Below are 22,221 nucleotides of genomic sequence, written 5' to 3' on the forward strand. Positions count from 1 at the left end.
GCCCCATGCGCTTCCGGATACGTTTTCACTCTTAAGATTATCTCATGGGTTGACTTTCGATCCCAGCCCCATATAATAGGTGTATGGATCAGTTGCGAATGTCGGGGGGGATGGGATTTGCGGGACTTAACGACGGGACGGTTATTGCTTCGAAATGTCCGGACAGAGGACATGGACGATTTATATGAATTGGTTTCGGATGAACAGAGCTGCCTGGATGACGGGGCTTATCACGCATTTACCAGAAAGGATGATCCTGCTTTTGTCCGCAGTTTCTTCGCGATCGCGCAAGCCGATGAGCATTATGCTGCCGTCATAAAAGGGGAAAACAAAGTGATCGGGCTGATTCATCTCACGGACAGTGAGGACGGCCGCGGTAAATCTGTAGGCTATCATATCAACAAGGCATACCGCCGGCGGGGATTTGCGAAAGAAGCGGTTCTTGCGGTTATCGAATACTGCTTTGAAAGCGGTGATGCGGAATACTTTTTTGCTGAATGCTACGAGTATAACACCGCATCCAGAAGGACGCTGGAAGCTCTGGGCTTTGAGCTCACAGGGATTTATCATAACCGCGTGTTTCATCCGCAAAGAGGATGGATTGACTCGCTTTGCTTCTGCAGGACCCGTTCCTCCCCGACACAGTACCCCCAGCTGCCCGATTCATGATAAAAACCCGCCAGACATACTCGAAATGTCTGGCGGGTTCATTTTATTTAAAAGATTATTCTGCAGCAGTTGTCTCGGTGCTTTCAGCCTCGGTCGCAGCCTCTGTGGCAGGAGCTTCCGTGGAAGCGGCTTCGGAGCTTTCCGCAGCGGAGGCACCTGTTTCTTCAGCAGTGCCCGCTTCCGTACCTGCAGCGGTTCCTGCCTCTGTGGAGGGTGCTTCTGTAGCAGCCTCGGTCTCATACAGGGTGACGTCTGTAAATACGACCTGATCCCATACGTCATCGTTCACCTTGAAGTCTTTCTTCTCCCAGCCGGTATACACGGTATTGAAGTATTCAGCCTTACGGGTATCGATGATGCTGTCCTTCTTATCCAGTGTAGTCTCTTCGTCAAAATCGGAAATACAGTGGATGGCGTAATAGCCGGTTCCTTCCAGATAGTAAACATCCACATCGCCCGTAGCCATGGTGATCGCATGGGAGGCCAGGCCGGTCTGGGTTGTATCGCTTCTGGTATAGTTGTTCTTCGCGCGGGTGAGCCCATCCATTTCGGAAGCGATTTCCGTCATGTCCTCGCCGTTTTTCACCCTGTCGGCGATCTCATTGGCTGTGGCCTCCGGTTCCGTATAGGTTTCGCTGGACTCGCTCACCAGGATAAACTCCACCAGAACCTGTCTGGATTCCTCTTCGCTCACTTCTTTGTCACAGCCATCCGCCACGGCGGCCCACACCTTGTTGGCCAGGGCGTTCTTTTCATAAATTGCTGTCAAAAGCTCTTCTGTTACATGGGAAGCCTCGATGAGTTTTTCATCCGCATCTTCCATGAAGCTCTTTACGGCCTTCTCAATCTTGGCATGATCTTCCTCTGTAAGGGAAACGTTGTATTCCGATGCATGCTCCATCAGCACACGGGTCTGCAACAGCTGCGCCATCACGCTTTCCTTCACATAGTCCTGCATGGTAACGCCCGCTTCTATTTCGGACTCCCATGCCTCCTTAGCGGTCATATTGGCCATGAAATAGGGGAAATAGATTTCATTGCTGTACTGGCTGCTTCTGGCACTGAACATCGCCTCATCCAGATAAATATTTTCATCCCCGTACGTCGCCGCCACCGTGGCAGCGTAGTCCGCAGGATCAATGTTTTTCTTTGCGCACCCCGCCAGGGCTGTTACGGCCATCACAGCCGTTAAAAGAAGGGTCACTCCTTTTATCACTTGTCTTTTCATAGAAATCCTCCTAGTTTGTACTCATAAAGGAAATTATAATACCTTTCCCCTTTTTGCGCAACCAAAAAACAGTGAAAGATTGGTGAAAGTGTATCTGTTCAGACATCAGTCAAAGTTTTCAGGTTCTTTATGTCGCGGACGATCGTCAGGCAGCTGGTAAGCAGGGTTTCGTCGTCGCGGATCTCTTTACGTTTATTGGTGTACACAAAGTACGGCGTATCTGTGGCGGCGAACTTAAGGAGCCCATTGTAGCGCCGGATCAGTTCGGGAATCCTGGCCGGATCTACATCGGCTTTGCCGTACATTGTGAATTTCAGCTCGTCTTTGTTCCCGTCGATCTCAACGATCTGCGCCTCGTGAGCCTCCGCCTTTAAGAGGGCGATTTTGAGCAGATGTTCCACAGCCCTCGGCATCTCCCCGAAACGGTCAATCAGCTCATCCTGCATATCCATATGCTCCTCTTCGTTCTCGATGGCGGAGATGCGCTTGTAGATGTCCAGTTTCAATGCCTCATTGCGGATATAAAAGGACGGAATATATGCATCGATGTCCAGATCTACAGTGGTCTCATACGTTTCCTCAGGCATTTCTCCCTTCAGGGCCTTTACAGCGGTATTTAACAGTTTGCAGTACAGATCATATCCCACAGCCTCCATATGGCCGTGCTGCTGTGCGCCCAGCAGGTTTCCGGCCCCTCTGATCTCAAGATCCCGCATGGCGATCTTGATGCCTGAGCCCAGCTCCGTATATTCCCGGATCGCCTGGAGCCGCTTCTCGGCTTCCTCTCTAAGAAGCTTATCGCGTTTATACATCAAAAAGGCATAGGAGGTCCGGTTGGAACGGCCCACACGTCCCCTAAGCTGGTAGAGCTGCGAGAGCCCGAACCGGTCCGCATCGTGTATGATGATTGTATTTACGTTGGAGATATCCAGTCCGGTCTCAATGATGGTGGTGGATACCAGCACATCGATCTCCCCGTTTATGAAATCCAGCATGATCTGCTCCAGCTGCCTCTCACGCATCTGCCCGTGAGCATAGACCACATTGGCCTCCGGCACAAGCATGGCGATCTTATCCGTGATGTCCTGGATGCTCTTTACCTGATTGTAAACATAATAAATCTGACCACCTCTGGCCAGCTCCCGATGGATAGCCTCACGGATCATCTCTTCATTGTATTCCATCACATACGTCTGAATCGGAATACGGTCCATAGGCGGTTCCTCCAGCACGCTCATAGAACGGATCCCGATCAGGCTCATGTGCAGGGTGCGCGGTATGGGGGTGGCGGTCAGCGTCAGCACATCGACATTTTCCTTCATCTTTTTAATCTTTTCCTTATGGGCCACGCCGAAGCGCTGCTCCTCATCTATGATCAGCAGCCCCAGATCCTTGTACACCACGTCAGATGACAGCACCCGGTGGGTTCCGATCAGGATATCCACCATACCCTTTCTTAAATCCTCCAGGGTCTTTTTCTGCTCAGCTGCGCTGCGAAATCTCGACATCAGATCAATGCGTACCGGATAATCCTTCATGCGCTGTGTAAATGTGTTGTAATGCTGCTGGGCCAGGATCGTCGTAGGCACCAGGTATACCACCTGCTTGCCGTCCTGCACCGCCTTAAAGGCCGCCCGGATGGCGATCTCTGTCTTGCCGTAACCCACGTCTCCGCAGACCAGACGGTCCATGATATTGCTGCTTTCCATATCCTTCTTGGTCGCTTCTATGGCGGATAGCTGATCCTCGGTCTCTTCATAAGGAAACATCTCTTCAAATTCGCGCTGCCACACGGTATCCGGGCTATACTGATACCCTTTCTGGTTCTGTCTGGCCGCGTACAGTTCCACCAGATCCCTGGCGATTTCTTTGACAGCGGATTTGACCTTTGACTTGGTCGTCTTCCATTCGCTGCCGCCCAGCCGGTTCAGCTTTGGTTTCTTCGCATCGCTGTCCGCATATTTCTGCACCAGATCCATCTGGGTAACCGGGATATAGAGGTTTCCTCCGTCCCCATATTCGATCTTAATATAATCCTTGGTATTGCCGGATACCTCCACCTTTTCGATGCCGCGGAAAATACCAAGACCATGGTTTTCATGGATCACATAATCGCCAACAGACAGATCCGAAAAGCTCTGTATCTTCTTGCCCTCATAGGTATGCTTTTTCTTCCGCGCTTTTTTCTTCACGCCGAACATATCGCCTTCCGTGATCACCACAAAGCGGAGAAACGGATATTCAAATCCCTTATGAAGCTTACCGCAGGTCACAAGGATACGGCCGGGATTTACAGCTTCATCAAAGTCCGGGCGGTAGAAAGAATCCAGTTCATACTCCTTTAAATCCTCCGCCAGGCGCATAGCTCTGGTGCCGGAATTGGACAGCAGCACCACCCTGTAGCGGTCCCGCTTCCAGTGTTTGAGGTCCTTGATCAGCTCTTCAAAGCTGCTCTGATAGGAGCTGACATTTTTTATCATAATATTATATTTTCTGTTGACCTTTATAAGCGGCGCCTTTTGGTCCAGACCGCACATACAGAAAGCGGCAGGGCGTTCCATCCGCCGCATCACATCCTTCGTTTCATAGAGGATACTGGTCTGTCCCGGCAGCAGATAGCCCTTTTCCAACCTGTGGCTCATGCTCTCCCGAAATTCCAGCTCCACAGCCTCCGCCCTCTGAAAGATGCGCACAGGTTCGTCCAATACGGTAAAGGTATCCTCTTGCGAGAAATAATCCAGCAGAGAGACAGTATCCTCATAGAAATACCGCACATAGCCGTCCAGGCCATGGGTCATAAAACCTTCCTGCAGCTCTTCCAGCAACATATCCACATTGGAACGGATCCGGGCAGCCTCCTCCGTGCGCATCTGATCCCGAAGGGCCCGTACATACTGCCTGCACTCCTTTTCAATGCGGTCCGCACCGTCTTTTAACACATCCCCGGTCAGCAAAACCTCAGAGGCGGGGTAGATGCGTATCTCCTCCAGCGATTCGATGGATCTCTGGCTTTCCGCCTCGAAGCCGCGGATGGAGTCGATCTCATCTCCCCAGAATTCCACACGCACAGGATTTTCATCCGTAAGGCCAAATACATCCAAAATGCCTCCGCGGATGCAGAACTGCCCCGGCCCCTCCACTTGAAACACATGCTCATAGCCCAGATAGACCAGTTCCTGGCGGATCTCCTCCACAGAACGGCTTTCCCCTTCCCGCAGTATCAGAATCCGCTCCCGTATGCGTTCCAGCCTAAGCAGATGATCCATGCAGCCGTCCACCGCAGTGATGATCACGCCCCCTCTGCCCTCCAGCAGCTGCCTGATCACCGTCATGCGCTGCCTCACCAGCAGTTTCCCCTGGATATCCGCATTATAAAAAAGGAGATCCTTAGCAGGATAGAGCCATACATCCCGGCCGTAAAACTGGCTGTCCTCATACAGTTCCTTTGCTCTGGCCTCGTTGTAAGTGATGACTAACTTCCACTTTTTCTCCTCCCCGAAGCCAGAGATTAAATGAGGCTTAGCGGCATCGATACAGCCGCTTAATGAAACGGGACCTTTCCCCGAGTCCAGATCCCGCCTGACCTGATCATATTCATTCCACTCTTTAAACAGATAGTTTAGCTGTTCCGGCATTTCCATACTCCAATCAACAACCGTTAAATCGGTTCATAGCCGCCTGAATGCCCTCCGTAAGGAACGTTTCCGCCGCCTGACCGGCTCTGCCGACCGTTTCCCGGATCACCGGCAGCTCCTCAGACGGAAAATGGCCCAGCACATAATCCGCCAGATCCATCCTGGGCGGTTTCTCACCTATGCCGACGCGGATCCGCCCGAAAACATCGCATCCCAGACAGGATATAATGCTTTTTATGCCATTATGCCCTCCCGCGCTGCCTTTGGCGCGAATCCTTAGCTTGCCCACATCCAGACTGATATCATCATAAATAATGATCAGCTCTTCCTGGCTGATCTTATAATATTCTATTAGCTCTCTAACACTTTCACCACTGAGATTCATATAAGTCATCGGCTTAGCCAGTATGACCTTCTGTCCGCCGATCACGCCTTTGCCGATCAGCGCCTTATGCTTTCTGGTATCTACGGAAATACGGTATTCGTCGGACAGCCGGTCGATGACGCTAAATCCCACGTTGTGGCGCGTCCCCGCATACTGCATTCCAGGATTTCCAAGTCCTACAATTATATACATGCCATTCACCAAACCTTTCGGATAACCGGCTCCTGCGCCCTTGGCGCAGCTGCCTGCCGGAATCTTTATTGTAGCAAGAATCCGGTACCTTGTAAAGCGGGCAAAAGGAGGTTTCAACGTTACTGTTCACGGTTTTCCGTAAACCGCCCCGCCTTACGCTGCTTTATCGGCAACTCTGAACGGTAACTTGCTGCTTACAATTATTAAAAAGCGCATACTTAAAACAGCCCTGGCGTATGCGGTCGGCATAGCAGGGCTGTTGTGCAGTTACTTTTTGTGTTTCTTTAATAGCCAGAGCATATTCTATGAGGAACACTGCCCTGCTATTTGTGGAGCATGAACGGTATCTGTGTTAAAAATAAGTCTGACATCATCTATAGGCGTCGAATACAGGCGGGTCTATAGATCTTCCTCGTCGGCTTCCAACAGGGTCGTTTCATACTTCGCCAGAATGATGCTCTGAATCTTATCTCTGGTCTCGGAGTTGATCGGGTGTGCGATATCCCTATATTCGCCGTCGGCAGCTTTTCTGCTGGGCATGGCGATGAACATTCCCTTCTCCCCCTCGATCACTTTGATATCGTGAACTACAAACTCATTGTCCAGCGTGATCGAGACGATCGCTTTCATCTTACCTTCCTTGGAAACCTTGCGTACTCTTACATCCGTAATCTGCATATAAGTAACCCCTTCCCGTCGTCTATTTTTGCATGCACACCGGGCTGTCCGGCAGCATCCCCCCGCCGCCGCGGCCCTGTTTTGTGCGAGCAAGGCACACAGATGTGCGCTTAAGTTATCAGATTACATACCTTTCGTTTTTCTCGATCACGACCTTTATGTTGTCCGGATCCCCCAGATATGTCATATTCGCTCTGATTGTGTCGCGGCTCTCGACTATGCAGTTCTCGATCCGCGTATTGTCCCCGATATATACATCATTTAATATGATAGAATTCTTAATCACACAGTTGTTGCCGATGTATGCCTTCTTAAACAGCACGGAGTTCTCCACAGTGCCATTTATGATGCATCCGCTGGAAATCAGGCTGTTTTTCACCACAGCCCCCGGATTATATTTCGCCGGCGGATTGTCATCGACTTTGGAATAAACGTCCGGATACTGCTTGAAGAAATAGTCCCTGACCTCTTTCTTTAAGAAGTCCATGTTGGTCTGATAATACGCCTCAACCGTGGAAATATTGCTCCAATAGCTCTCCATCTTATACGCGTAGATCCGTTTCAGATTTTTATAGCGGATAATGATGTCATTGACAAAATCGAAACGGTCTTCCTGGGCACAGCGTTCAATCAGCTCGATGAGCTGGCGGCGGCGGATCACATAGATGCCGCAGGAAACTGTGCTGGAACTGGCCACCATGGGTTTCTCATCAAACTCAAGGATGCGCCCGTCCTCATTGGTCCTCACCTGGCCGAAACGCCCCACATCCGCTGACGCAGGCATGTCCTTGCAGACAACGGTGATATCCGCTTTCTTCTCTATATGGTACTCCAGAACCTTGTTGTAATCCAGCTTATAGATTCCGTCACCGGCCGTGATCACAACATAGGGTTCATGGCTGCTCTTTAAGAAATTCAGATTCTGATAGATGGAATCCGCGGTTCCCCGGTACCAGTCGCTGTTCTGTGCCGTAATGGTCGGCGTGAACACAAACAGGCCGCCCTGCTTTCTGCCGAAATCCCACCATTTTGAAGAATTCAGGTGCTCATTTAGGGATCTTGAATTATACTGGGTGAAGACAGCCACTTTTTTAATATGGGAATTGGTCATGTTGCTAAGTGCGAAGTCAATGCTTCGGTAACTGCCTGCAATGGGCATTGCTGCAATCGCTCTCTTGTATGACAATTCACGCATCCTTTTATTATTTCCGCCTGCTAATACAATACCTATTGCTCTCATTTAGAAACACCTGCCTTTATAATGTAATTGCCGCTCTCCAGTTCACCTCCCGGATAGTCCTCCTCTTCGGTTACGCCGGAAATCGCAGTGTTCTTGCCCACCTTCACATTGGGAGGTATATAGGAATTCTCGCCGATCGTCACCAGATCAAACGCATATACCTTCGGGTCCAGCTTGCTGGGAGCAAATTCACCCACGCCCAGGGATACGTTCTCTCCTAATTCACAGTTTTCCGCCACTATGGACTTGTACACCATACATCCTTCGCCGATCGTGCTGTCACGCATGATGATGGAATCCCGGATGACCGCGCCTCTTCCGATCGTAACCCCGGGCCCGATCACGGAATTATAGACCTCGCCGTATACATCCGTGCCCTCGCCGATGATACTCTTTTCAATCTTCGCCTCTCCTGCTATGTACTGCGGAGGCAGAATATCGCTCTTCGTGTAGATTTTCCAATACTCTTCATAGAGATTGAATACCGGGATAATATCGATCAGTTCCATATTGGCTTCCCAATAGGAACCGAGCGTTCCGACATCCTTCCAGTATCCGTTGTATTCATACGCAAATATGCGGTCCCCCCTCTCAAAGCAGTAGGGGATGATATGCTTGCCAAAATCGCATGCGGTCTGATTGGACAGCTTAATCAGAGCTTCCTTCAATACCTTCCAGCTGAATATGTAGATGCCCATGGAAGCCAGATTGCTGCGCGGATTTGCGGGTTTTTCCTCGAATTCCGTGATGCGGCTTTCCTCATCGGTGATCAGAATGCCGAACCGGCTGGCCTCTTCAATGGGAACCGGCATGGCCGCAATTGTCACATCCGCATTGTTCGCCTTATGATAATCCAGCATTACCTCGTAATCCATCTTGTAAATATGATCTCCGGACAATATAAGCACATACTCCGGATTGTATTCTTCCATGTACTCCAGATTCTGATAGATCGCATTCGCTGTTCCCGTGTACCACTCGCTGCTGGTACTTTTTTCGTACGGTGGAAGAACGGTAACACCACCAACGTTCTTGTCCAAATCCCACGGAATGCCGATTCCGATATGGGAATTGAGCCGAAGCGGCTGATACTGTGTCAGAACACCCACCGTATCAATACCGGAATTAATACAGTTGCTCAAGGGAAAATCAATGATTCGGTATTTTCCTCCGAAGGCAACCGCCGGTTTTGCCACTTTTGAGGTTAATACTCCCAATCTGCTGCCTTGTCCGCCTGCTAAAAGCATGGCTATCATCTCTTTCTTAATCACGCTATCACCTCACGTCGTTGTGTTTTTATACGAATAGTATAACATAATGTGTCCGGAATGTGAACAAACTTTACAACTTTTTTTACAAATTCTTACGCATTATTTGACAAATTCAAGACAACCTATTTTCAGATGCTTTAGTCCTTGAAGATGTTTCCAAAATCGTATATAATACAATCCAAAGGCTCATGAATACAAGCTTTCACCAAAAATATGAATACACAAGGAGCTATCCGCTATGAAACTATTATCAGTCAGAGATATGTATGAAAACACAGAAAAATATACGGATCAAACCGTGCAGACAGGCGGATGGGTGCGCAGTCTGAGGAATTCCAAGAGCTTCGGTTTTATTGTTTTAAATGACGGCACCTTTTTTCAGCCGGTTCAGGTCGTTTTTCACGACAATATGAAGAATTTTGCCGAAATTTCCAAGCTGAATGTCGGTGCTTCCATCATCGTAAAAGGCACGCTGGTCGCTACGCCGCAAGCAAAGCAGCCTTTTGAGATCCAGGCGGAATCCATCTGTGTGGAGGGGAACTCTTCTCCCGATTATCCGCTGCAGAAGAAACGTCACAGTTTTGAATATTTAAGATCCATCTCCCATCTGCGCCCCAGGACCAACACATTCCAGGCGGTGTTCCGCGTGCGCTCCCTGGTCGCTTTCGCCATCCATGACTTTTTCCAGAAGCAGGGTTTTGTATATGTGCACACCCCGCTGATCACAGGCAGCGACTGCGAGGGCGCAGGAGAAATGTTTCGTGTCACCACGCTGGACTTAGAAAACGTGCCCAAAACAGCGGACGGCAAGGTGGACTATTCCCAGGATTTCTTCGGTAAAGAAACCAGCCTCACCGTCAGCGGACAGTTAAACGGCGAGACCTACGCCATGGCGTTTAAAAACATTTACACCTTCGGACCCACCTTCCGGGCGGAAAACTCCAATACCACCAGGCACGCGGCCGAATTCTGGATGATCGAACCGGAGATGGCGTTTGCAGATCTTGACGATAACATGGAGATGGCAGAAGCCATGCTGAAATATGTGATCTCCTATGTGCTGGAGCACGCGAAGGAAGAGATGGAGTTTTTCAACCAGTTCATGGATAAAGGTCTGCTCGACCGGCTCAAGAGCGTTTTAAATTCCGAATTCGGCCATGTGACTTATACGGAGGCTGTTAAAATTCTGGAAGAAAATAACGACCGTTTCGACTACAAGGTTTCCTGGGGCTGCGACCTGCAGACCGAGCATGAGCGCTTCCTGACGGAAGAGATCTATAAGAGGCCTCTGTTTGTGACGGATTATCCGAAGGAAATCAAAGCATTTTATATGAAGCTGAATGACGATAATAAAACGGTGGCCGCCATGGACTGTCTGGTTCCGGGCATCGGTGAGATTATCGGCGGCAGCCAGAGAGAGGACAGCTATGAGAAGCTTTCCGCGCGCATGCAGGAGCTGGGATTAAAAGAAGAGGATTACGGTTTTTATCTGGATCTGCGCAAGTACGGGAGCGTCCGCCACTCAGGCTTCGGCCTCGGTTTTGAGCGCTGCGTGATGTATTTGACCGGCATGTCAAACATCCGTGACGTCCTCCCCTTCCCCAGAACCGTGAACAACTGCGATCTGTAGTGGACCGCATACCGCCGCATTTAGGAGGAATTACTTGAAACTGATGCATATCGCGGACGTCCATATAGGCGTCACGCCCGATCTGAATAAACCCTGGTCCCAGGCGCGCGCGCAGGCGGTGAAGGATACCTTCGCCGCCTTAATCGGCATTGCGGAAAAAGAACAGGCCGATCTGCTGCTGATCGCCGGGGACCTTTTTCACAGTCAGCCGCTGAAACGGGATCTTAAGGAGATCAACTATCTGTTTGCCACCTTAAGCCGCACCCAGGTTGTGATCATCGCGGGAAACCATGACTATATCAACCCGTCCTCCAATTACAACAGCTATCCCTGGGCGGAAAATGTCACCTTTATCACCTCATCCGAATTGACCCAGGCAGAGTTTCCCTGGCTGAATACGGTGGTATGGGGCCTAAGCTACCGGTCCCGCGAGATGGCGGAACCGGTTCTGGATCACATAAAGGCGCCTGATGACGGTCGCTTTCATATCCTGCTGGCCCACGGTGGGGATCCAAAACATCTGCCGCTGAATTACCGGCAGCTCTCCCGGGCGGGCTTCGATTATATCGCCCTTGGCCATATCCACGCTCCCGCCTGCTCCAAAGAGCTTGGCATCGTAAATGTGGGATGTCCCGAACCGCTGGAGCGCACCGATTTCGGGAAGCGCGGCTATGTGCTGGCGGAGATTGAAAAAGGATCCAGGGATATCCGCTGGATCCCCTGCTCCACCGCGGAATATATCCCCGTCACACTGGAAGTGAATGTACATACCGCATGTACAGAGCTGTGCCGTCAGTTTGCGGATATTGTCTCGCAGCGCGGCAGGCAGAATATCTATGTGCTCACCATTACCGGATACCGGGACCCGGATGTTGAATTTGACCCGGAAGCGCTGTCGGCGCTGGGCAATGTGGCGCAGATCAACGATCTGTCGGAGCCGGAATATGACTTTGATAAGCTCTATCACGAACATTCCTATGATATGATCGGCACCTATATCTCCGCATTTCTCGGTGAGTCGGAGCATTCCAGCCTCCATAAGAAAGCGCTGTTTTACGGCATCAGAGCCCTGCTTAACAATCAGTCCCGTTAAAGGAATTGCATATGAAACTTTTAGAGACAGAAATCAAGGATTTCGGCAAGCTGCATCAAAAAAAATATACATTCGGCCCCCGCATTAATCTGATCGGCGGCCTGAACGAATCCGGCAAGTCCACGTTCCACACCTTTCTTCGCAGCATGCTGTTTGATATGGAGCGGGGCAGAGGGCGCGCCTCCAAAAATGATATTTACAGCCGCTACCTCCCCTGGGACCGACCCGGCAACTATGGCGGCAGCCTGGACTTTACATCAGGAGGGCATACCTACCATATCGAGCGATGCTTTCTGGCCGGGGCCAGATCCTCCTCCCTTTATGATGTCACTACCAACAGGGCGATCGGGGATATTCCTGCGGCTCTGCCTCCTCTTATAGGAGGCCTTAGGGAAAGCTCCTACAACAATACGGTCAGCATCGCCCATTCCCGCGCCGCCACTGATGGCAGCCTGATCAACGATCTGAAAAACTATATCGGAAATCTGACCGCCGCCGGCTCGGGAGATATCAATCTGTCCGGCGCTGTAAACGATTTAAAAAAGGAGCATAAGGCTCTGGAAAAGAAGCTGCTGCCCTTCCAGGACTCCGAGTACCACGCTTTAAAATCCCATATTGCCGATCTGGAAGAAGAGCTGGATACAAGATCCTGTACCGGCTCCCTTGAAGCGCTGGCCGCGGCGAGGGATTCCGCCAAACAGGAGCTCTCCGCCAGGACATCCCGGCGGGAAACGCTGAACCGGCTGATCCTGCAGGCCAGAAATGCGCTTGCCGGCAGCGGCTTTCAAAACGCGGAGGAAGCTTCCGCCATGGACAACCGGCTGACAAACGCCTACTCAACTTACATCCGGTATAACCGTGGAAAACCGATGTGCCAGAGCAAGGGATTGGTTTTCCTGTTCAATCTTCTGGCGTTTGTTCTGCTGTTTGCCACACTGTATTTCTTCCACCTGGGCAGCCGGGCTTTTCTGACAAAGAATTATCTGTCTTCCCTAAGCTTTATCCTGCCATACCTGATCAGTCTGCTGGCAGCCATGCATCTTAGAACCCGCGCGGTGAAAAGCCGGATCGGCATTGCCGCGGCACAGTTTCTCTCCTCTTACTTTGATGCGGTGCTCTCTGACCGTGCGATCACTTCGGAAAACTGTGACCGAGCTCATAAAAAGGTGGTGGATTACCTTACCCTGAAGGAAAAAGCGGATCAGTGTGCAGCTGAGGCAGAACATGAACTGCAAAAAATCTTTCAGCTTCAGGAATCTTTAAACGAAGTAAGCGCGCGCATTGAGTCGCAGCAGCGGGTGGACTGGGAGCTGGACCATAAGCAGGAAGAATTGCAGAAGGACCGCATCCTGCTGCAGGAGATGGAGCAGAAAAGAGATCATAATCAAAAGATCCGGGAAGAGATTGACGCACTGGATCTGGCTTTATATGTGATGGACAACATCTCTTCCACAATACAGAAGACCTTTGACCCCTATCTTAACAGGACGGCTTCCGAGATACTCGAAAGCCTGACAGACGGGGCCTATTCCGATATGAGGGTCGATGAAAATCTCTCCATCACCGTGGTTTCCGATTACAGGGACATTCCGCTGGAATCCCTTAGCACCGGCACTGTCGATCAGGTATATCTGGCATTTCGTCTGGCGGTCATCCGACTCTTCTGGCCGTCCGAACCAATGCCTCTGATCCTGGATGACGCCTTTGCCTCCTATGACGATAAACGGCTGACAGGAACGCTTTCATGGCTGCACAGCAACTACCGCGGGCAGGTGCTTGTATTCACCTGTCACAGCAGGGAGAAGCTGCTGCTGAAAGCCTCCGGGGTGCCGTTCACGGAAATCTGTATCTGATCCCAGTTTCAAGAAAGAATCCCGCTCGCGGGATTCTCCGCCTGCGGCGGGTCGCCCTGGCGACATAATACCTTCCCGCCGCAGTGCGATCCTAAGCGGAGCGTTTTTTGCTCAATAGGTCGTATTTTCCTATTGAATAAGAAAGGCCGGGGTGTGACTGAAAGCAATGATCAGTCACACCCCGGCCTTCAATTATGTTTTATTTTACTGCTCACGATGCTGCCCGCTGCGGTATTTCTCCAGCAGCGCATTGATTCTGCTAGTAGGATTGAGCAGATCATTGATGGATACATCGTGATTTAAATGATCGATCAAAAGCGCGATATATTTGCTTAGGTCCACGTTGATGTAGTAAGGCTTCTGCAGCAGCTCCGCGGTCTGGTACACGAGGTTTGTGGTCAGCATGCGGTCGATCAGCCCTTCCTCAAAGTACTCATCGAACATGCCAAGACCGTTGGTAAACAGGCCGAAGGTCGCACAGATAAACACTTTTCTGGCTTTGCGGCGCTTCAACTCCTTCGCTACCTCCAGCATGCTCTCGCCGGAAGAGATCATGTCGTCGATGATCAGCACGTCCTTGCCTTCCACAGAAGCGCCTAAAAACTCATGCGCCACAATCGGATTGCGGCCGCCGATCACCTGTGTATAATCGCGGCGTTTATAGAACATGCCCACATCCAGACCCAGCACATTTGCAAAGTATACAGCGCGGGACATGCCGCCTTCATCAGGGCTGATGATCATCATATGGTCGCTGTCGATCTGCAGCTCTGTTTCATATCTTAAGAGATATTTGATAAACTGATAGGTGGGCTGAACGGTTTCAAAGCCCTTTAACGGGATCGCGTTCTGCACACGGGGATCATGGGCGTCAAAGGTGATGATGTTTTCCACACCCATGCGTGCGAGCTCCTGGAGAGCCAGCGCGCAGTCCAGGGACTCGCGGCCGCTGCGCTTATGCTGCCTGCTCTCATATAAAAACGGCATAATAACCGTAATGCGGCGGGCTTTTCCGCCCACTGCGGCGATTATCCTCTTTAGATTCTGAAAATGGTCGTCGGGAGACATGTGATTGATGTGTCCGCACAGCGAATAGGTCAGGCTGTAGTTGCAGACATCCACCAGCAGATAGAGATCATCCCCGCGGACGGACTGATTGATGACGCCTTTCGCTTCTCCTGATCCGAATCTCGGAGCCTTGGCATCTACGATATAAGAATCCTTCTGATAGCCGGCAAACGCTAATGTCGTCTTATGCTCGCTCTCCCGCTCACTTCTCCACATAGCCAGGTATGCATCCACTCTTTCCCCCAACTCCTCGCATCCCGGAAGTGTGATCAGGCCCAGCGGCCCTACCGGTATCGTATCAAAATTTTTCTCTTCGCGCATTTTTCTTTTTCCTCCAGAGTTTGTTTTTGCCGGCGGCCTTTTTGCCGGCTTCCGCTTTCTTCCCGTTTGTATGATGTCCGTGCCAAATGGACACCATAATGGTATACCATTCCTGATATTTGACGTCAAGTCTTTTCACGCAAAAGTTTTTTAATTCGGATATCTTCACCGTATATTTCCCATATCTTATAGCTGCTTAGAAGTCTGGAGGTCACCCGCTCCGAATAGCTCTCCGTCAACGCAGCTATGCTTAGATTAGTGGAAATCACGGTGGATCTTTTGGCAGCCGCCCTTTCATTCAGACAATAGAACAGCTGGGATGTGGTAAATGTATTGTTTAACTCCGTTCCCAGGTCGTCAATGATCAGCATGTCGCAGTCCAGGATATGCTGATGCAAACAGGTGGAATCGGCATCCGGCCGGTATTCAAATTTACTCTTGGACAGGGTATCAAACAGGTCGTTGGATGTTAAGTATATAACCGAACGGTACCGGTCCAGCATTTCCTTGGCAATACAGTGGGTGAGATACGTTTTTCCTACGCCGGCCGGCCCGGTAAACAGGATATTCACCGGGAACTGATCCACATGCTCCACCAAATCACGGCAGGATTTCATCACGCGCAGGATGTTTTCCCTTGGAGACAGCTGCCTGCCGGGATAATCCGCTCTGTCCCCGTAATAGTCCAGACAGAAACGGCTGAAATTTTCTCTCTCCAGCACCTCCTTTAAATTGGATTGTGTGTATAGAAAATCAATCTCCGTCTGTCGGAAACAGTGGCATTTTTCTCTTCCGACATAGCCGGTATCCCTGCAGTCCGGGCAGTGGTAACGCATCTCCATATAATCGGCAGGAAAGCCCGCCGCAGCCAGCAGCACCTGTTTCTGCTCCCTTAGATCCGCCAGTTTCTCCCGCAGCGCTGTCAGGGCCTGCTTCTCCCCTTCCAGCAGCTTTTTGGCCTGGGATACCGCCAGGGAGGAAATCTCTTTTTCCAGATCCTCCATCTGTCCGATAGCTCCGTATACTTCTTTTATCCTCTGCTCCTGCTCATATCTGTCTTTCGCCTGTTTCCGGTTATACTCACGCATGATCGCGTCATATTGGGAATTTGTCAGTGCCAAGTTTATACTCCTTACTTTTAGTTGTCAGTCAGCGGCAGTCACTGGTTGGCGTTGATCTGCTGCAGCAGCGCATCATAATCATAGGTTCTTTGTTCGAAATTGTGAAATTTGTTGCTTTTGGAGACAGGGGCCGTCTTTCCTTCCGGCTTGGCCGCGCGGCGTTTTTCGTCAGCCGCTTTAATATCATTCTGGCTCTTCACGCCTTTTTTATACCATTCCGCCAGTATCTTGTTGGCATAATCAAAGCTGGGCTTATGGGTGGCCGCAATGGTGCGGTTGCAGGCCTCCAGAACGATATCCAGGGAAAAACCGTACTCGGAAAACCACTTATCCATCATAGTATGCTCCGCTGCTCCGGGATTGCGGCTGCTAAGGCCGAATGCCTTCAGGACAGCGTATTCATCCTTGCGGTACATCGCAGAATATGCCTTGGCTTTCTCCACCGTGGTAATCTGGCTTTTATGCCAGTTTAGCGCTACGGCCTCCATATAGCGCACACTCATGTGTCCTGCGGATACACAGGACTCTATGAGGTATTCCAGCAGTTCAAAGGACATATGCAATCCCCCGTACAGGTTTGCAAAGATGTCGCAGTCACGCCGGGACAGAGTCGCGCCTATGTATTGCTCCGCTATGTATAGGAGCTGTGAAAACTCCTCGTCGCCTTTTAGCTGGTCGATGGATACCGACGGGGCGGGTGGGGCAGGCTGCGAGCCGTCGGGGACGGATGGGGCCATCAGGGATACCGCCGCTTCCTGTTCGGGGCGGGTGGAGGACGGCGAAGATTGGGTGGCGGGAGGAGCGGAAGCGGGCTGTATGGATTCGGACTCCGGGGACACATCTAGCAGGGTGATTCCTGAGAGCTGTTTGCCGTCTCCGTAGGTCAGACGGATTAGCTGCATCTTTTCCCAGTATTTGAGCGCCCTTATGACATCCTTTTCTGTGTGGTTTAAACAGTCTGCCAGCATGGAAATGCTGACGCCGGCCGGATCGGTCTGGTGGCGCAGCAGACATAGGTAGACTTTTACGAATTCACCGCTGGCTTCGGCGATGTAGCGGTCTATGAAATCATTGGATACCATGGTGGTGTTGTATTGAAGGTGGTTTTGTATGGTTAGGGCGGACATGGGGTGGGGCCTCCTTTGGGGTGGTGGGGTGAGGGGCGCGGAGCAGGGGATGGGGGGCTCGGCGCTCTTTTTGAAGGGACGAGCTGCTGCTGGCGCAGGGCGCTCGGCCGGGTGGGGGATCGGCGGCCGCGACTCCGCAGTGCGCTCGATTCCGCTGCGCTCCATCTCGCTCACGGGCTTCGCCCTATGGGAACAGCGATGGACAGCGTCCCTTATGTGCAAGCACAACGGGACGCTGCCCATCGCTGTTCCCGCACTGCTCATTGCCTACGTGCATAGTATACCACACCCCCCCTCAAAAGAGAATATGGATTTTTTGGGGGAAGAGATGGTGGATGGGGATGTGGATGGTGGGGATAATGTGGATAAATTAGCGAAGGGAAGAGGAATAGGAGGGACGGAGGCCGTAAATTCACGGTTTTTTGACATTTTGCGACTTGTGGATAGAAGGGAATCATCCACAAAAAAATCCACATATTTTATCAACGGGAATTGTTGATAAATATGTGGATAATGTGGATAACTAGCATCCCAATAGCTTTTCTCCCACTTTTACTATATCTCCGGCGCCCATAGTTATCAACATATCACCGTGAATACAATTTTGCAGAAGAAAATTTTCAATCTCATCGAAGGAAGGGAAATAATGAACGGATACCCCCAGTTTTTGGAGTTCTTCCTCCAAATTCCTCGAACTTATTCCTAAATTGTCGGTTTCTCTGGCGGCGAAAATATCTGCCAGCACAATTTCATCCGCTATCGACAGCGCTTCTGCGAATTCCTTCAAAAAAGCTTTCGTCCTGGTATAGGTGTGAGGCTGGAATACACACCATATTTTATTATGAGGACAGCTCTTGGCGGTCCTTAAGGAAGCAGCGATCTCCGTTGGATGATGGGCGTAGTCGTCAATGACCGTGACTCCGCTGATCTCTCCCTTTTTTTCAAAACGGCGGTGTATGCCCCCAAAAGAGGACAGGCCTGCCTTTATGGCTTCCATGGGCGCGCCTAAGTCCAATGCTGCGGCGATGGCCGCAAGGGCATTGTCTATGTTGTGCTCTCCGGATACACCCAGTTCTATTTCGCTGGCCGGCTCTCCCTTAATATACAGCGTAAAGGATGGCCTGGCCTGCCCGTCATACCGGATGCCACAGGCACCGTAATCCCAGTCAGAGCCACGCCCATATCTCACAATCCTGCACTTTAATCCGCTGCAGAGTTCCTCCGCACGCTCTATGGATCCGTTCAGCACTAAAAGCCCGTCCTCCGGCAGAAGGGAGGCGAAACGGACAAAAGAGCTGCGAATATCCTCAAGGTTCTTAAAAAAGTCCAGATGATCCTCCTGGATGTTTAGTATAACGCCAACAGTGGGATACAGCGACAGAAAACTGTTGGTGTATTCACAGGCCTCCGTCACAAAATAACCGGAATCTCCGGTCCGGATGTTGCCGCCTATGGAATCTAACATACCGCCGACGGATATGGTCGGGTCCATATCCGCTTTTAGCAGAATCTCGGTGAGCATGGAGGTGGTCGTGGACTTTCCGTGGGTACCGGCTACGGCTACGGCATGAGGATAGTTTTTCATGATCTGTCCCAACAACTGCGCTCTGGTAAGCATGGGCAGGCCGCGGCGCATGGCTTCGGCGAATTCAGAGTTATCAGGGTGCACTGCGGCCGTATAAACCACCACAGCAATGTCATCGGCAAGATTTCCGGCCCTTTGCCCATAATATATCTTGGCTCCTCTCAAAGCAAGCATATCTGTGAGTTCGGACTGGCGGCTGTCGGAACCGGATACGGTGAATCCTCTTTCCATGAGTATTTCCGCAAGTCCGCTCATGCTGATACCGCCTATACCTATAAAGTGAACCTTTGCCGGTTTATTAAAATCTATCTGATACATATCATTCACGTCCTATCCCTTATTTTTGCCGCATGCCGTTTTCATAAGAAAGCTTCAACAGGGCAAATTACATTTATATTTTATTATAGCGTTCTCTATGCAAATTGCCAACATAATTTACAAATTTTCCGTTAAACAGGGCATTTTAAAAGTTACTGTCCGTTCAGGCAACGTTTAAAAAAGGATGCCCCGCTTCAGGCATCCTTTTTGTCAATGTTCCTTGCGCATCATCAGCATCGCTTCCGTTTTCGCCATGTTCGCATCGTAATTTTCTATTTTCTCATTCAGACGGTCCAGCGACTTCTGTATATCATTCATTTTGGCCAGCAGCTGGTCTCTCTGTTCAATCAGGATCTGCTTTCTGGCTGCCCTCGTCTTGGGTCCCTGCTGGAATAATGTTACATATTCGATCAGAGCCTCAATGGGAATTCCGGCACTGCGCATACACTTGGTAAATTCCACCCAGCGGCAGTCCTCCTCCTTATAATCCCGGATTCCGCTCCGGTTTCGTCCTACGGCCGGAATCAGACCGATTCTTTCGTAATAGCGCAGCGTGTCCGCAGATACGTCATATTCTCTCGCAACTTCTGCAATCGTCATTAATCTTCCTCCCATCCCTGTCACCGCCCTATCCGTTTCCGTACTGTACACAGGACGTATTTAGTTCTACCTATAGTCTAACATCTGGACCCGGCTCCAGGTCAAGGATTTTTTGGGGTCTGCGCCCTGTTCTCACTTATTTGGTAGTCTCAGAGCGTGTTTGAAAATTGCTTTTCGTAAGATATGCGTCACACTTTAAAGGAAATGAATTATCAAACACGCTTAACTCCATGCGGTGCGAAAGATCACGTTTCTATAACGGTCTAACGCAAAGAGCAGCACATTCCCCAGTACGCCCACAGCCAGGATCTCGCCGATTCCCACGGTGAGCATCATAAAGGGCACCAGATCGGGCACCTGATAGGCCAGCTTCAGCACCCACGGGATGATCAGGGTGTTGGATATAATCGGAGGAATGCAGACCAGATATTTGTTTTTCCTCAGCAGATAGGAGAAAACCGCTCCGATCAGCGTTGCCAGGCTGCCAAAGATCACATCCCAGATCACCGCTCCTCCCATGATATTGGCCATAAGGCAGCCGAGAAATACTCCAGGGACCGCCGCCGGCGTAAAATAAGGCAGGATAACCAACGCCTCCGAGATGCGAAACTGGATCGGTCCAAAGGACACGGCAGAAAACACCGTGGTCAGCACGACATAGATTGCGGCGATGACCGCGGCATGGACAATAAATGTCACAGCCTTTGCAGAACTCTTTTTTGTTTTCATAGTACACTCTCCTTAGTTTTATTTTAGGTCAGGATGGTCTCGAACTGACCATAAGCGAAAAGCAGCCACTGTAATCTGCAGTGGCTACTATAGCACAGAGACAGAAAAAATGCAATACCGGCACGGACGGCACATTTTCTTTGGCGGATAAAGCATTACTGTTCATGACTGCCATGCCATGCGCTGCTTTATCGGCACCTCTGAACATCTGAACAGCGGCAAAAAGACTGGTCAAGAAGATGCGCGGTCCGCCTTATGAAACACCAGCCCTCCGATCACAAACAGTACCGTGAGCACTCCTATGCCGGCGTTGGGACTGCCGGTGGCCTGGGCCATAAATCCCATCAACGCGGTTCCTATAAAAGAAGCTCCCTTGCCGCAGATATCAAAGATGCCGAAATATTCGCCGGATTTTTCCGGAGGGATGATCTTGGCGAAGTAGGACCGGGACAGCGCCTGTACCGCTCCCTGGAACATTCCTACACATACGGCCAGCAGCCAGAACTCCCACTGTCTGTCCAGCTGGATGCCAAACAGCGCAATGCCGATATAGGCTGCGATGCACACTTTGATCAGCAGGGCGGTTTCCACCCTCTTGGCAAGCCGTCCAAAGACCAGCGCACAGGGAAAGGCCACCACCTGAGTGAGCAGCAACGCGAGCAAAAGCCCCTGGGAATCCAGTCCCACGGACTTTCCGTAGGCGGTCGCCATCTCAATGATCGTATATACCCCGTCAATATAGCAGAAAAATGCCAGCAGGAATAAAAAGATTTTCTTTTTCTTCCGGATTTCTTTGAAAGAATGCCCCAGGCGGCAAAAACTCTCTCTGATCGGATGGGACGCGGCCTCCACATAATGTGTCTGCCGGTAATTCTTAAGCAGCGGGACCGTCACCAAAAACCACCATACGGCATTGAGCAGAAAAGCAATGGCCATGGCGGCCGCCATACTGATGCCGATTTTATCATAGAACAGTACGAACAGCAGGCTGACGATGAAAGGGATGCAGCTGCCGATATAGCCCCAGGCATAACCGTGGGAACTGACCGCGTCCATCCGGTCCGGTTCAGTGATATCAGGCAGCATGGAATCGTAAAATACAATGCTGGCGGAATATCCCACTTTTGCTATGATAAACACAGCCAGGAAAGCGACCCAGTTTTTAGGAAGGGACAGTGCGGCGCACCCCAGCACCCCCACTGTAAGAAACAGCGTGAATATGGGCTTTTTAAATCCTTTCGTATCTGCAATGGTGCCAACAATCGGGCCAAGAAAAGCCACGATAACGGTGGAGAAGGAAGCGGCATATCCCCAATAGGCCAGATACTGAACCTCCGTCAGGCCCTCCCCTCCGGCCAGATAGTCAAAATAAATCGGTATGATTGTAGATACCAGCAGTATGAACGCAGAATTTCCTACATCATAAAGTATCCAGTACTTCTCCAGCTTTGTCAGTCGGGTCTTTTCCATACATATCC

General features: G+C 50.7%; 19 protein-coding genes. 5 read left to right on the top strand and 14 right to left on the bottom strand.

The window, feature by feature from the left end:
* Window positions 1–144: 144 nt before the first annotated feature.
* Window positions 145–669, top strand: coding sequence for a GNAT family N-acetyltransferase (locus tag DWZ56_RS00125; protein WP_279220268.1), 525 nt, complete (start codon window positions 145–147; stop codon window positions 667–669).
* A gap of 55 nt (window positions 670–724) precedes the next feature.
* Here the strand turns inward: DWZ56_RS00125 and DWZ56_RS22845 are convergent, their stop codons facing one another.
* The 6 genes from DWZ56_RS22845 to DWZ56_RS00155 all read right to left on the bottom strand — a co-directional run bounded on the left by DWZ56_RS22845 (window position 725) and on the right by DWZ56_RS00155 (window position 9,298).
* On the bottom strand, window positions 725–1,897 hold the full coding sequence (locus DWZ56_RS22845) for a hypothetical protein (protein WP_199679530.1): 1,173 nt from the start codon (window positions 1,895–1,897) through the stop codon (window positions 725–727).
* Window positions 1,898–1,995: 98 nt separating this feature from the next.
* A complete protein-coding gene (gene mfd, locus DWZ56_RS00135) occupies window positions 1,996–5,532 on the bottom strand; it encodes a transcription-repair coupling factor (protein WP_118554763.1) in 3,537 nt (1,178 codons plus the stop codon).
* Between the two features lie 13 nt (window positions 5,533–5,545).
* Complete coding sequence (gene pth, locus DWZ56_RS00140) at window positions 5,546–6,109, bottom strand: aminoacyl-tRNA hydrolase (RefSeq protein ID WP_118554764.1); 564 nt, start codon at window positions 6,107–6,109, stop codon at window positions 5,546–5,548.
* Between the two features lie 399 nt (window positions 6,110–6,508).
* Window positions 6,509–6,787: a septation regulator SpoVG gene (gene spoVG, locus DWZ56_RS00145; protein ID WP_118554361.1), complete on the bottom strand. Its 279-nt coding sequence runs from the start codon at window positions 6,785–6,787 to the stop codon at window positions 6,509–6,511.
* A 118-nt stretch (window positions 6,788–6,905) separates the two neighbouring features.
* Window positions 6,906–8,027, bottom strand: coding sequence for a glucose-1-phosphate adenylyltransferase subunit GlgD (gene glgD / locus DWZ56_RS00150; protein WP_118554362.1), 1,122 nt, complete (start codon window positions 8,025–8,027; stop codon window positions 6,906–6,908).
* The gene (locus DWZ56_RS00155; protein WP_118554363.1) at window positions 8,024–9,298 is read right to left on the bottom strand and encodes a glucose-1-phosphate adenylyltransferase; all 1,275 of its coding nucleotides are present in this window, start codon (window positions 9,296–9,298) and stop codon (window positions 8,024–8,026) included. The genes glgD and DWZ56_RS00155 overlap by 4 nt, the downstream gene beginning before the upstream one ends.
* 238 nt (window positions 9,299–9,536) lie before the next feature.
* Between DWZ56_RS00155 and asnS the strand changes: the two genes are divergently transcribed.
* The 3 genes from asnS to DWZ56_RS00170 are packed head-to-tail and all read left to right on the top strand — an operon-like array spanning window position 9,537 to window position 13,874.
* Window positions 9,537–10,928, top strand: a complete 1,392-nt coding sequence (asnS, locus tag DWZ56_RS00160; protein WP_118554364.1) for an asparagine--tRNA ligase — start codon at window positions 9,537–9,539, stop codon at window positions 10,926–10,928.
* 43 nt (window positions 10,929–10,971) lie between these two features.
* Window positions 10,972–12,021, top strand: coding sequence for a metallophosphoesterase family protein (locus tag DWZ56_RS00165; RefSeq protein ID WP_243095023.1), 1,050 nt, complete (start codon window positions 10,972–10,974; stop codon window positions 12,019–12,021).
* Window positions 12,022–12,032: 11 nt separating this feature from the next.
* Window positions 12,033–13,874, top strand: coding sequence for an ATP-binding protein (locus DWZ56_RS00170; protein WP_118554366.1), 1,842 nt, complete (start codon window positions 12,033–12,035; stop codon window positions 13,872–13,874).
* 204 nt (window positions 13,875–14,078) lie between these two features.
* Here DWZ56_RS00170 and DWZ56_RS00175 read toward each other — a convergent pair whose 3' ends face one another.
* The 3 genes from DWZ56_RS00175 to DWZ56_RS00185 form a co-directional block, all read right to left on the bottom strand.
* A complete protein-coding gene (locus tag DWZ56_RS00175; RefSeq protein ID WP_118554367.1) occupies window positions 14,079–15,263 on the bottom strand; it encodes a ribose-phosphate pyrophosphokinase in 1,185 nt (394 codons plus the stop codon).
* A 125-nt stretch (window positions 15,264–15,388) separates the two neighbouring features.
* Window positions 15,389–16,384, bottom strand: a complete 996-nt coding sequence (locus tag DWZ56_RS00180; RefSeq protein WP_118554368.1) for an ATP-binding protein — start codon at window positions 16,382–16,384, stop codon at window positions 15,389–15,391.
* A gap of 38 nt (window positions 16,385–16,422) precedes the next feature.
* Window positions 16,423–17,511: a DnaD domain protein gene (locus tag DWZ56_RS00185; RefSeq protein WP_118554369.1), complete on the bottom strand. Its 1,089-nt coding sequence runs from the start codon at window positions 17,509–17,511 to the stop codon at window positions 16,423–16,425.
* A gap of 70 nt (window positions 17,512–17,581) precedes the next feature.
* Between DWZ56_RS00185 and DWZ56_RS00190 the strand changes: the two genes are divergently transcribed.
* Window positions 17,582–18,010 carry a hypothetical protein gene (locus DWZ56_RS00190; protein WP_147369363.1) on the top strand — a complete coding sequence of 143 codons (429 nt, stop codon included), beginning with the start codon at window positions 17,582–17,584 and terminating at the stop codon, window positions 18,008–18,010.
* 24 nt (window positions 18,011–18,034) lie between these two features.
* On the opposite strand, the gene murC is transcribed toward DWZ56_RS00190, so the two are convergent.
* The 5 genes from murC to DWZ56_RS00210 form a co-directional block, all read right to left on the bottom strand.
* Window positions 18,035–19,414, bottom strand: coding sequence for a UDP-N-acetylmuramate--L-alanine ligase (murC, locus tag DWZ56_RS00195; protein WP_118554371.1), 1,380 nt, complete (start codon window positions 19,412–19,414; stop codon window positions 18,035–18,037).
* A gap of 210 nt (window positions 19,415–19,624) precedes the next feature.
* Complete coding sequence (locus DWZ56_RS00200) at window positions 19,625–20,014, bottom strand: MerR family transcriptional regulator (RefSeq protein ID WP_118554372.1); 390 nt, start codon at window positions 20,012–20,014, stop codon at window positions 19,625–19,627.
* A 136-nt stretch (window positions 20,015–20,150) separates the two neighbouring features.
* The gene (locus tag DWZ56_RS23700; protein ID WP_442911434.1) at window positions 20,151–20,246 is read right to left on the bottom strand and encodes a DUF6783 domain-containing protein; all 96 of its coding nucleotides are present in this window, start codon (window positions 20,244–20,246) and stop codon (window positions 20,151–20,153) included.
* Window positions 20,237–20,743, bottom strand: coding sequence for a QueT transporter family protein (locus DWZ56_RS00205; protein ID WP_118554373.1), 507 nt, complete (start codon window positions 20,741–20,743; stop codon window positions 20,237–20,239). The genes DWZ56_RS23700 and DWZ56_RS00205 overlap by 10 nt, the downstream gene beginning before the upstream one ends.
* Window positions 20,744–20,974: 231 nt before the next feature.
* Complete coding sequence (locus DWZ56_RS00210) at window positions 20,975–22,213, bottom strand: MFS transporter (RefSeq protein ID WP_118554374.1); 1,239 nt, start codon at window positions 22,211–22,213, stop codon at window positions 20,975–20,977.
* Between the last annotated feature and the right edge of the window lie 8 nt (window positions 22,214–22,221).

This window comes from Lachnotalea sp. AF33-28, from assembly GCF_003477885.1.
Classification (GTDB): domain Bacteria; phylum Bacillota; class Clostridia; order Lachnospirales; family Lachnospiraceae; genus AF33-28.